The organism is Micromonospora sp. WMMD1120, from assembly GCF_029626235.1.
Classification (GTDB): Bacteria; Actinomycetota; Actinomycetes; order Mycobacteriales; family Micromonosporaceae; genus Micromonospora.
Window position 1 is genome coordinate 3385023 of sequence record NZ_JARUBO010000005.1, and the last position, 12121, is coordinate 3397143.

At 71.1% G+C, this 12121-nt stretch carries 7 protein-coding genes; 5 read left to right on the plus strand and 2 right to left on the minus strand.

Annotated elements, in window-relative coordinates; translation table 11 throughout:
* Positions 1-19 precede the first annotated feature (19 nt).
* The gene (locus O7634_RS16000) at positions 20-2470 is read left to right on the plus strand and encodes a glycoside hydrolase family 2 protein (RefSeq protein ID WP_278150923.1); all 2451 of its coding nucleotides are present in this window, start codon (positions 20-22) and stop codon (positions 2468-2470) included.
* A gap of 201 nt (positions 2471-2671) precedes the next feature.
* Here O7634_RS16000 and O7634_RS16005 read toward each other — a convergent pair whose 3' ends face one another.
* Positions 2672-3523 carry a hypothetical protein gene (locus O7634_RS16005; protein WP_278150924.1) on the minus strand — a complete coding sequence of 284 codons (852 nt, stop codon included), beginning with the start codon at positions 3521-3523 and terminating at the stop codon, positions 2672-2674.
* A 208-nt stretch (positions 3524-3731) separates the two neighbouring features.
* Positions 3732-5579 (minus strand): dihydroxy-acid dehydratase, encoded by a 1848-nt coding sequence (gene ilvD / locus O7634_RS16010; protein ID WP_278150925.1) that lies wholly within the window; start codon positions 5577-5579, stop codon positions 3732-3734.
* 111 nt (positions 5580-5690) lie between these two features.
* Here ilvD and O7634_RS16015 point away from each other — a divergent pair, with 111 nt between their 5' ends.
* From O7634_RS16015 to ilvC, 4 genes are all read left to right on the plus strand, one after another.
* Positions 5691-8063, plus strand: coding sequence for a GGDEF domain-containing phosphodiesterase (locus O7634_RS16015; protein WP_278150926.1), 2373 nt, complete (start codon positions 5691-5693; stop codon positions 8061-8063).
* Positions 8064-8252: 189 nt separating this feature from the next.
* Positions 8253-10136: an acetolactate synthase large subunit gene (locus O7634_RS16020; RefSeq protein ID WP_278150927.1), complete on the plus strand. Its 1884-nt coding sequence runs from the start codon at positions 8253-8255 to the stop codon at positions 10134-10136.
* A 176-nt stretch (positions 10137-10312) separates the two neighbouring features.
* Positions 10313-10828 carry an acetolactate synthase small subunit gene (gene ilvN / locus O7634_RS16025; protein ID WP_278150928.1) on the plus strand — a complete coding sequence of 172 codons (516 nt, stop codon included), beginning with the start codon at positions 10313-10315 and terminating at the stop codon, positions 10826-10828.
* Between the two features lie 92 nt (positions 10829-10920).
* Positions 10921-11934, plus strand: coding sequence for a ketol-acid reductoisomerase (gene ilvC, locus O7634_RS16030; RefSeq protein WP_278150929.1), 1014 nt, complete (start codon positions 10921-10923; stop codon positions 11932-11934).
* Positions 11935-12121 lie beyond the last annotated feature (187 nt).

Below are 12121 nucleotides of genomic sequence, written 5' to 3' on the forward strand. Positions count from 1 at the left end.
CGGAAGGTGCGGTGAGGTCGTGAGCCGACAGGCACTCTACGACGGTTGGACGGTGCAGGCGTCCCCCGGACCGCAGGTTCCCGCCGAGATCGCCGGCCGACCGGTGCCGGCGACGGTGCCCGGCTGCGTGCACACCGACCTGCTCGACGCCGGGCTGATCCCCGACCCCTTCCTCGACGACAACGAGCGGGCGGTGGCCTGGATCGGGCGCACCGACTGGGTTTACCGGACCACCTTCGTGCACCGGCCGGGCGGCGACGAACGGGTCGACCTGGTCTGCGCGGGGCTGGACACCGTCGCCACGCTCACCGTCAACGGCGTCGAGGTGGGCCGTACCGAGAACATGCACCGCGGCTACCGGTTCGACGTCCGGGCGCTGCTGCGCGACGGCGACAACGACCTGACGGTGCGGTTCGACTCGGCGTACCGCTACGCGGAGGCGCAGCAGGAACGACTCGGCGACCGGCCCAACGCCTATCCGGAGCCGTTCCACTTCATCCGCAAGATGGCGTGCAACTTCGGTTGGGACTGGGGGCCGACACTGGTCACCGCCGGCATCTGGCAGGACATCGGCCTGCACGCGTGGTCGACGGCCCGACTGGCCACCGTCCGTCCTCTCGTCACCATGGACGGTCGCGACGGCCGGGTGGAGCTGCACGTCGAGGTCGAGCGGGTCACGGACGTCCCACTGACCGTCCGGGCCGCCGTCGCCGGCACCCGCGCCGACGTGGTCATCCCGGCCGGGCAGAGCACGGCCGTGCTGACCCTCACCGTCCGCGAGCCCGCGCTGTGGTGGCCCCGGGGGTACGGCGACCAGGCGCGGCACCCGATCGACGTCACGCTGCACGCGCCCGACGACGCCGTCCTGGACAACTGGTCGCACCGGATCGGGTTCCGCTCGGTGCGCCTGGACACGACCCCGGACGCGCACGGCACCCCGTTCGTGCTCTCGGTGAACGACGTCCCGGTCTTCGTCCGAGGGGTCAACTGGATCCCGGACGACGCGTTCCCCACCCGGATCACCCGGGACCGGCTGGCCGAGCGGTTCGACCAGGCCACCGCCGCCAACGTCAACCTGCTCCGGGTCTGGGGCGGCGGCCGGTACGAGTCGGCGGACTTCTACGACCTCGCCGACGAGCGCGGGCTCCTCGTGCAGCAGGACTTCCTCTTCGCCTGCGCGGCGTACCCGGAGGAGGAGCCGTTCGCCACCGAGGTGGCCGCGGAGGCCGCCGAGCAGGTCACCCGGCTCGCGCCGTACCCGTCGCTGGTGCTCTGGACCGGCAACAACGAGAACATCTGGGGCTGGCACGACTGGGACTGGCAGGCGGCCCTCGCCGGGCGCACCTGGGGACGCGGCTACTACCTCGACCTGCTGCCCCGCATCGTCGGCGAACTGGACCCGACCCGCCCGTACTGGCCGGGCAGCCCCTGGTCGGGCACCGAGGAGATCCACCCCAACGACCCGGCGCACGGCACCACCCACATCTGGGACGTGTGGAACACCGACGACTACACCAAGTACCGGGAGTACGTGCCGCGCTTCGTCGCCGAGTTCGGCTACCAGGGCCCACCGGCGTACGCCACCCTGCGCCGGGCGGTGAGCGACGAGCCGCTGACACCCGACTCACCGGGCATGGCACACCACCAGAAGGCGGCCAACGGCGACGCCAAGCTCCAGCGCGGCCTCGACGCGCACCTACCCGCCCCGGGGGACTTCGACGACTGGCACTACCTGACGCAGCTCAACCAGGCCCGCGCGATCCAACTCGGGGTCGAGCACTTCCGCTCCCACCGGGACGTCTGCGCGGGCACCATCGTGTGGCAGCTCAACGACTGCTGGCCGGTGACCTCCTGGTCGGCGGTGGACGGCGACGGCCGTCGCAAACCACTGTGGTACGCGCTGCGCCACGCGTACGCCGACCGGCTGCTCACCGTGCAACCCCGCGACGGAGGCCTGGCCCTGGTCGCGGTCAACGAGACCGCCGAGGCGTGGACCGCGCCGGCCACCGTCACCCGGGTCACCCTCACCGGGGAGCCGAGGGCGAAGACCTCGGTCCACCTCGACGTTCCGGCGTACTCCTCGGTGGTGCTGGCGCTGTCGACGGAGCTGGCGCGGCCGGACGAGGGCCGGCGCGAGCTGCTGGTCGCGGAGGCCGGGGACAGCGCGGAGCGGGCGCTGTGGTTCTTCGCCGAGGACCGGGAGATCGACTGGCCGGCGGCGGAGTGGGACGCGACAATCGAGGCGGTCGACGGCGGGCAGCGGGTGCGGATCACCGCCGGCACGGTGCTGCGCGACCTGACGCTCTTCCCGGACCGGCTCGACGCGTCGGCGTCGGTCGACAAGGCCCTGGTCACGCTGCTGCCGGGCGAGTCGACGACCATCACCGTGCGGTCCGGCGCCACGGTGGACCCCACCGCCCTCACGAGCCGGCCGGTGCTGCGCTGCGTCAACGACCTGGGCCGCGCCTGAGTGGAGGCGTCACCGGTCACCGTCGGCAAGATCGTGCTTGATCCATGAAGTAGTGGTCTCCCGTACTGAGGAGGCCACTACTTCCGTGTTCGAGCGCGATCATCGCCTGCGGGTCGGCCGGGCGCGACGGGAGCGCGGCCGGGAACGGCGCTGCCCGGCCGGGCGAGTCTCCGCGCCGACCGGGCAGTCCGTCGATCGTGCTCAGTTGCCGGCGGTCAGGCCCTGCAGACCCTTGAGCATCTCGGCGAAGTCGAGGGTCTCCGCCGTCGGCGGCGTCTCGATGGTCACCGGCTTGCCGTAGTCGGTGTAGTCCATCACCAGGTCGCCCAGCGGGCCCATCTTCATGGCCGCCCGGCGGGGCCGGTACTGCTCGTCGACCCACAGGTCGGTGGTGATCTCCTTGACGCCCATCTTGGTCATCTGCTGCTGGACACCCGCCCGCAGCTTCTCGTCGACCTGCTGCAGGTAGGTCGCGATCGGGCTGGTGACGGTGTAGTGGACGGTGGCCGCCCCGTTGACCGTCTCCTGCCCCACCACCTTCGTGCCCTCGGTGGCGAGCAGCGTCTTGACCTGCTTGGTCGGGTCGACGTCCTCGAACTGCTTGCCGAGGTTCGTCCCGGACTGCTTGCCGGCTTCGCTGAGGTCCATCTTCATCCAGCGCTTGCCGTCCATCTCGGCGCGGTCCTTCTCCGCGATCTCGACGTAGATGACGGCGCCGATCATCCGGACGACGGTGGCGTCGCCATTCGGGTCCTTCGTCGTCATCTCGGCCTTGACCGGCTCGCCGAGGTCGAGGACGCCACGCATCTCGACCTTCTCGCCGCCCGCGGTGCCCGACATCGAGACGGTCACCGAGTCGCTCTTGTCGGTGGCCTCGGCGGTCTTCTGCAGCGACCCCTTGAGGTCACTCGCCAGCAGCTCCAGGACGCTGGGCTGCTTGGGCGAGTCGGACCCGCCGGACTCGTCGGACGTCGTGCCGCACGCGGAGACGGCGAGCGCGGTGAGCGCCGCGACCGCAACCGCCGCGGACTTCCTGCCAAATGACACGGACATGCCTCTTCCCCGTAGGAATCCGGGGCTCACCCCCGGATAGACCGACGACACGCTAGTCGACACGACCGACATCCGGGGACCGCGTTTCGTCGAGCCCTCCGCCGGGCGCGCGCTTCGACAGCGCCGGCATCAGGGATATTGGGATTTCCCGGTGGCGTGGATACCCCGATATCGATGTTTTTGTTGTGACTGAACGGGGATCGGACCGTTACTCGGGCACCCGGCGGTAGGCGCCGTCGCTGGCCGAGGTGGCCATCGAGGCGTACGCCCGCAGCGCCGCCGACACCGGGCGCTGCCTGTCGGCCGGGGTGTACGGCCGGTCGCGCTTCTCCTCCGCCACCCGTCGTGCCTGCAACTCCTCGGCGGGCACGTTCAGCTCGATCGACCGGTTGGGGATGTCGATGACGATCTCGTCACCCTCGTGGACCAGCGCGATCAGGCCACCGGAGGCGGCCTCCGGCGAGGCGTGGCCGATGGAGAGGCCGGAGGTGCCGCCGGAGAAACGGCCGTCGGTGAGCAGCGCGCAGGAGCGACCCAGCCCGCGTCCCTTGAGGAAGGACGTGGGGTAGAGCATCTCCTGCATGCCCGGCCCGCCCTTCGGGCCCTCGTACCGGATGACCACCACGTCGCCCGCCACGACCTCCTTGGCGAGGATCGCGGTCACCGCGTCGTCCTGCGACTCGTAGACCTTGGCCGGGCCGCGGAACGTCAGGCACTCCTCGGGCACGCCCGCGGTCTTCACCACGCAGCCGTCCGGAGCCAGGTTGCCGTGCAGGATGGCCAGACCACCGTCGGCGGAGTAGGCGTGCTCGCGGTCACGGATGCAGCCGCCGGCCGCGTCGGTGTCCAACGACGACCACCGGTTGGTGGTGGAGAACGGTTCGGTGGTGCGGACCCCGCCCGGGGCGGCGTGGAACAGCTCGACGGCCTCCGGCCTGGGGGAGCCGCCGCGCACGTCCCAGTCGGTGAGCCACTGCGCCAGCGAGGGGGAGTGCACGGCGTGCACGTCGCGGTTGAGCTGCCCGGCCCGGTCCAGCTCGCCGAGGATCGCCGGGATGCCGCCGGCCCGGTGCACGTCCTCCATGTGGTAGTTCGGCGAGTTCGGCGCGACCTTGGCCAGGCACGGCACCCGCCGGGAGATGGCGTCGATGTCGGCCACGCCGAAGTCCAGCTCCGCCTCACGGGCGGCGGCGAGCAGGTGCAGCACGGTGTTGGTGGAGCCGCCCATCGCCACGTCCAGGGCGACGGCGTTCTCGAAGGCGGCCCGGGAGGCGACGTTACGCGGCAGCACCGAGTCGTCGTCACCGTCGTACCACCGCTTGGCGATCTCCACGGCGGTGCGGCCGGCCTCGACGAAGAGCGACCGGCGCGCGGCGTGGGTGGCGAGCGTCGAACCGTTACCGGGCAGCGCGAGCCCGATCGCCTCGGTGAGGCAGTTCATCGAGTTGGCGGTGAACATGCCGGAGCACGATCCGCAGGTCGGGCAGGCGGAGCGCTCGATCTCGCCGAGCTGCTCGTCGGTGACCGCCTCGTTCGAGGACGCGATCATCGCGTCGATCAGGTCGATCTTGCTGTGCACGACACCCTCGATCGCCATCGTCTTGCCGGCCTCCATCGGGCCGCCGGAGACGAAGACGGTCGGGATGTTGAGCCGCAACGCGGCCAGCAGCATCCCCGGCGTGATCTTGTCGCAGTTGGAGATGCAGACCAGGGCGTCCGCGCAGTGCGCGTTGACCATGTACTCCACGGCGTCGGCGATCAGCTCCCGGCTGGGCAGCGAGTAGAGCATGCCGCCGTGGCCCATCGCTATGCCGTCGTCCACGGCGATGGTGTTGAACTCCCGGCCCACCCCGCCGGCCTCGGCGACCGCCTCGGCCACCAGGCCACCCATGTCCTTGAGATGGACGTGACCGGGCACGAACTGGGTGAAACTGTTGGCGATGGCGACGATCGGCTTACCGAAATCGTCGTCGGTCATCCCGGTGGCCCGCCAGAGGGCCCGGGCGCCGGCCATCGTCCGACCGTGTGTGGAAGTCCTCGACCGCAGCTCAGGCATGCGTACCAGCATGACACCGCAAACCCGTCAGCCCACCCCGGTAGGCCCTGTGTCCCAACAGATGCACACTCAGCCCCCCATGACGAGCACGCATCCGGCACTCTTGGAGGCGTGCATTTTCCACCGGGCATGGTCGCTGTCGCGGCGCTCAGCGGGCTCGTCGCCGCCGTGGCCAGCGGGCTGTTGACCGTCGTCGCCCGGCGGCGCACCGGGCCGCGCCGACCGGCGTACCTGCTGCTCGCGGCGGCGTCCGGGGTCGCCCTGCTCAGCCTCCTGCTCGGGGTCCTCGCCGCGCTCAGCGCGAGCGACCACTGGGCCCACGAGCAGGGTCCACGCACGGGCTGGGCGACGCTGGTGGCGATCGGCACCGCGCTGAGCGGCCTTGCCTTCGCGGCCGGCCTGCTCCGGCTGCCCGGGGTGGTCTCCACCGCGGCGGGCACCGCCCGGCTCGCGCTGGACGGGTTGGTCATGGCGGCGGCGCTGTGGTTCGTCGGCTGGGTGCTCTTCTCCGAGCCGACCCGACTGCTCGGCGCCGCCACCCCGATGGCCTGCCCGGCGATCCTGGTCGCCACGGTGAGCGCCGCGCTCGGCGCCGGGCTCGCCGTGATCATCGTCTTCCGGGCCGCCATCCCCCGGCGACGGCTCGCCGCGCTCGGCGTCGGCATCAGCGCGGTGAGCTGCGGCGGGCTCGGCCTCAGCGCGGGGCTCTGCCAGGCCGGGCCGACAATGGCCCTCGCCGGCGCGGCGGTGCTCGGCGGCGGCCTGTTGACCGTCGCGCTCGCTGTCCACCAGGCCGACCGGCCGGGGCAGATCGACCTGGACGTGGTTGGTCGCGACGGCGAGTACGCGATCGCCCCGATGCTGGCGATGGCCGCCTCGGCGATGTACCACCTCGCCCAGGACGGTCGGTTCACCGCGGCCGGCATCGTGGCCGGGAGCGTGGAGGGCTTCGCCCTGGTCGCGCGGCAATACCTCACGCTGCGCGACGTCCGGGGGTACGCGGGTCGCCTGGCCGAGCGGGAGGCGCACTTCCGTGAGCTGGCGCACACCGACCCGCTGACGTCGCTCGCCAACCGGCGGGGCCTGCTCCGGGCGCTGCACCGCAACGCCGCCGACCACAACCCGTGCGTACTGCTCGGTCTCGACCTGGACGGCTTCAAGAACGTCAACGACATGCGCGGCCACGACGTGGGTGACGCCGTGCTGGCCGAGGTGGGGCGACGGCTGCGCGGCAACCTGCGCCCCGGCGACGTGGCCGCCCGGCTGGGCGGCGACGAGTTCGCCGTCCTCATGCAGGGCCGGTCGACCGAGGCGGACCGGGTGGCCGAACGGCTGCTCGGGGTGCTCAACCGGCCGTACGACCAGCCGGACGGCGCGGTCTTCCTGTCGGTGAGCATCGGTGTGGCCGGCTGGACCGACGAGCCGGACGTGGAGTTGCTGCTGCGCCACGCCGACCTGGCGCTGCGCTACGCCAAGCAGCGCGGCAAGAACCGGATCGAGCGTTACGACGCCACGTACGACCAGTTGCTGCGCCGGCGCACGACAGTGGAGCACGAGTTGCGCGGGGCCATCGACCGCGACGAGCTGCGCCTGGCGTTCCAGCCGGTGGCGTCGCTGCCGTCGGTGCGGCCGGTCGGCGCCGAGGCGCTGCTCCGCTGGCACCACCCCGAGCTGGGCAACGTCCGCCCGGACGAGTTCATCCCGCTCGCCGAGGAGTGCGGCATGATCGCGCCGCTCGGCGCCTGGGTGCTGCACCAGGCCTGCTACCAGCTCTCCCGCTGGCTGGCGGACGGGCACGACGTCTGGGTGTCGGTCAACGTCTCCCCGCGCGAGCTGCACGCCCCGGAGTACGTGGTCCAGGTCGCCGAGGCGCTGCGCGCGCACCACGTGCCGCCGCAGCGGTTGGTGCTCGAGGTCACCGAGCACGCGGTCGCCACCGACCTGGACGAGCTGATCCGGCGGCTGACCGCGCTGCGGCTGACCGGCGTCCGCATCGCCCTCGACGACTTCGGCGCGGGTTACTCGTCGCTGGGGCAGCTGCGCCGGCTGCCGATCGACATTCTCAAGATCGACCACAGTCTGGTCGCCGAGCACGAGCCGGTCCGCCCCGTCGGCCAGGACGGTCCGGCGTTCGCGCCGATGGTCGACATCGTGATGCGACTGGGTCACCAGCTGGGCCTGGAGGTGATCGCCGAGGGGGTGACCAACCCGACCGAGCTGGCCGCGGTGGTGGCCGCGGGCTGCCGGTTCGGCCAGGGCGCGCTCTTCGGCTGGGGGGTGCCGGCCGAGCACCTGGAGGCGATGCTGGAGGCGGCCACGTCGCCAGGCGCGCGACCCGCGTCGGTGCCCGCCCAGCGCCGATCCTCGGGTGGGTCCGGGCAGGTCACAACCCCCGCCGATGGCGCGTCGCAGCCCGACGCGCCGTCGGCCGTTAACCAACATGTGGGATCAGTTGACTCATCGCGTGAGATGCGTCAGGCTTAGCCCCATGTCGTCGTACCGGTCGCTGCGAGTACTTACCTGAGCGCACTCTCCCTCACCGAGAGTGCGCTGGCCCCGTGCATCTGCACGAGGGCCGTTTTTATTGCCATCGGAATCTGGCGAGGTGGGCCCCGCCCGCGTCGCACCGCTTGATCAGCTAACAGCCACTCCAGCCGAAGGCCAGAAACCGTCATGACGAGACCCACGCCCGAGACCCTCGCCCACACCGTCCGCCGGGCCCGCGCGGCCGCCGATCCGGCCGTCGACGCCGATCCGGCAGCCGCGCGCACCCCGGCCACCCCGGCCGTTTCGGCGGTACGGCCCTCCGCTCCGGCCCAGGTCTCCGGGGCCGGCTCGCTCGTGCGGTCGCTCGAGGCGCTCGACGTCGACGTCGTCTTCGGTATTCCGGGCGGCGCGATCCTGCCGGCGTACGACCCGCTCTACGACTCGTCGCTGCGGCACATCCTGGTCCGTCACGAGCAGGGCGCGGGGCACGCCGCGACCGGATACGCGCAGGCCACCGGCAAGGTCGGCGTCTGCATGGCCACCTCCGGGCCGGGCGCGACGAACCTGGTCACCCCGATCGCCGACGCGTACATGGACTCGGTGGCGCTGGTGGCGATCACCGGGCAGGTGGCCCGCCCGCTGATCGGCACCGACGCCTTCCAGGAGGCCGACATCCAGGGCATCACTCTGCCGATCACCAAGCACAACTTCCTCGTGCAGAACGCCGAGGAGATCCCCCGGGTGCTGGCCGAGGCGTTTCACCTGGCCAGCAGCGGGCGCCCCGGCCCGGTGCTGGTCGACATCCCCAAGGACGTGCTCCAGGCGTCGACCACCTTCACCTGGCCGCCGACCCTCGACCTGCCCGGCTACCGGCCGACCCTGCACCCGCACGGCAAGCAGATCCGGGAGGCGGCGCGGCTGATGGCCGGCGCCCGCCGTCCGGTGCTGTACGTCGGCGGTGGGGTGCTCAAGGCGGGCGCGACCGACGGGCTGCGCCGGCTGGCCGAGTTGACCGGCATCCCGGTCGTCACCACGCTGATGGCGCTCGGCGCTTTCCCCGACTCGCACGATCAGCACCTGGGCATGCCCGGGATGCACGGCACCGTCGCCGCGGTCTACGGCCTGCAGAAGGCGGATCTGATCGTCGCCCTCGGCGCGCGCTTCGACGACCGGGTCACCGGTCGGCTGGACTCCTTCGCTCCGGACGCGAGCGTGGTGCACGCGGACATCGACCCGGCCGAGATCGGCAAGAACCGGCACGTGGACGTGCCGATCGTGGGGGACGCCAAGCACGTCATCGACGAGCTGATCACCGCGGTGACCGCCGAGCGGGCGGCGGGACGCACCGCCGACCTCGGCGACTGGTGGACGCAGTTGAACGACCTGCGCACCCGCTACCCACTGGGGTACGACGAGCCGGCCGACGGGACGCTGTCCCCGCAGTACGTCATCAAGCGCCTCGGTGAGATCGCCGGCCCGGACGCGATCTTCGTGGCCGGGGTGGGTCAGCACCAGATGTGGGCGTCCCAGTTCATCTCCTACGACAAGCCGTACACCTGGCTCAACTCCGGCGGTCTCGGCACGATGGGCTACGCGGTGCCGGCGGCGATGGGCGCGAAGGTCGGCAAGCCGGACACGGTGGTCTGGGCGGTGGACGGGGACGGATGCTTCCAGATGACCAACCAGGAGCTGGCCACCTGCGCGCTGGAGGGCATCCCGGTCAAGATCGCCGTCATCAACAACGGCAACCTCGGCATGGTCCGGCAGTGGCAGACGCTGTTCTACAACGAGCGGTACTCGAACACCGAGCTGGGCACGCACAAACACCGCATCCCGGACTTCGTCAAGCTCGCCGAGGCGCTGGGCTGCGTCGGGCTGCGGTGCGAGAACGCTGACGACGTGGACAAGACCATCGCCGCCGCCATGGAGATCAACGACGCCCCCGTCGTGATCGACTTCGTGGTCGGCAAGGACGCGATGGTCTGGCCGATGGTCGCCGCCGGCACCAGCAACGACGAGATCATGTTCGCCCGGGGCGTCCGCCCGGTCTTCGACGAGGATGACATCTAGTCATGACCGAATGCACCGAGCGCAGCGAGGGCCATGAGGGCATGACAAAGGAGACGCCGTCATGACCGAGTGCACCGAGCGCAGCGAGGGCCATGAGGGCATGACAAAGGAGACGCCGTCATGACCGAGTGCACCGAGCGCAGCGAGGGCCATGAGGGCATGACAAAGGAGACGCAGTGACAATGCACACTCTGTCCGTGTTGGTGGAGAACAAGCCCGGCGTGCTCGCCCGGGTCTCCGGCCTGTTCTCCCGGCGCGGCTTCAACATCGACAGTCTCGCCGTGGGCGAGACCGAGAACCCGGACGTCTCGCGGATCACCATCGTGGTCAACGCCGACTCGTCCCCGCTGGAGCAGGTCACCAAGCAACTGAACAAGCTGGTCAACGTACTCAAGATCGTTGAGCTGGACCCGCAGGTCTCGGTCGCCCGGGAGTTGCTGCTGGTCAAGGTCCGGGCCGACCGGGCGGCCCGGTCCCAGGTGGTGGAGACGGTGAACCTGTTCCGCGCCCGGGTGGTCGACGTCGCACCGGACACCCTGACCATCGAGGCCACCGGCACCCCGGACAAGCTCGACGCGCTCCTGCGCGACCTCGAGGCGTTCGGCATCAAGGAAATGGTCCAGTCCGGCCTGGTGGCCATCGGGCGCGGCTCGCGGTCGATCACCGCCGGCCCCGCGCTGCGCGCCGCCTGACCCGCCGGTCGGCCCCGGTGGGCCGTCTCGGCGAATCCATCCGCACAGACCACGACGGGCCGCCCCGGCCGTCGTACGAAAGGGAAGTTCTCATGAGCGTTGAGGTGTACTACGACGACGATGCCGACCTCGGCCTGATCCAGGCCAAGAAGGTCGCGGTGATCGGCTATGGCAGCCAGGGTCACGCCCACGCGCTGTCGCTGCGGGACTCCGGCGTCGACGTGGTGATCGGTCTGCCGGAGGGCTCGAAGAGCCGTCCCAAGGCCGAGGAGCAGGGCCTGCGGGTGCTCACGCCGGCACAGGCCTCCGCCGAGGCTGATCTGATCATGGTGCTCGCGCCGGACACCGCCCAGCGTTCGATCTACGCGGAGTCGATCGCCCCGCACCTCGCCCCGGGCAAGGCGATCTTCTTCGGCCACGGCTTCAACATCCGGTACGGCCTGATCAAGCCGCCGGCCGAGGTGGACGTGGCGATGGTCGCGCCGAAGGGCCCCGGCCACCTGGTCCGCCGGCAGTACGTCGACGGCAAGGGTGTGCCCTGCCTCGTCGCCGTCGAGCAGGACGCCAGCGGCAACGCCCTCGCCCTCGCGCTCGCGTACGCCAAGGGCATCGGCGGCACCCGGGCCGGCGCGATCAAGACCACCTTCACCGAGGAGACCGAGACCGACCTCTTCGGCGAGCAGGCGGTGCTCTGCGGCGGCGCCTCGGCGCTGGTGCAGACCGGCTTCGAGGTGCTGACCGAGGCGGGTTACGCCCCGGAGGTCGCCTACTTCGAGTGCCTGCACGAGTTGAAGCTGATCGTCGACCTGATGTACGAGGGTGGCATCGCGAAGATGCGCTACAGCATCTCCGACACCGCCGAGTACGGCGATCTCTCCCGTGGCTCGCGCATCATCGACTCCCGGGTCAAGGACGAGATGCGCAAGATCCTGGGTGAGATCCAGTCCGGCGAGTTCGCCCGCGAGTGGGTTGCCGAGGACGAGGCCGGTCGGCCCAACTTCACCAAGTGGCAGGCCGAGGGCGCGGCGCACCCGATCGAGGAGACCGGCAAGAAGCTGCGCGGCATGATGAGCTGGGTCGACCGCCCGATCACCGAGACCGCCTGACCACCCGAAAACCACATCCCGCGGCCCCCCGGTCGCGCGCTCTCCCCAGCGCGCGCCCGGGGCCCCGCCCTCCCCGCCCCCCCGCCCCGCCCTCCCCGCCCTCCCCGCCCCCCCGCCCCGGCCCGCCAACCCCTCGCCGATCTTGCACTTTCGGATGGCGATTTGTGGGGGTTGGCCCCTTACGTCG

What these genes read in the sequence shown, in the direction of transcription:
- O7634_RS16020 (WP_278150927.1), top strand. Translation starts at nt 8,253, where the DNA reads ATGACGAGACCCACGCCCGAGACCCTCGCCCACACCGTCCGCCGGGCC.
- ilvC (WP_278150929.1), top strand. Translation starts at nt 10,921, where the DNA reads ATGAGCGTTGAGGTGTACTACGACGACGATGCCGACCTCGGCCTGATC.
- ilvD (WP_278150925.1), bottom strand. Translation starts at nt 5,579, where the DNA reads ATGCCTGAGCTGCGGTCGAGGACTTCCACACACGGTCGGACGATGGCC.
- O7634_RS16005 (WP_278150924.1), bottom strand. Translation starts at nt 3,523, where the DNA reads ATGTCCGTGTCATTTGGCAGGAAGTCCGCGGCGGTTGCGGTCGCGGCG.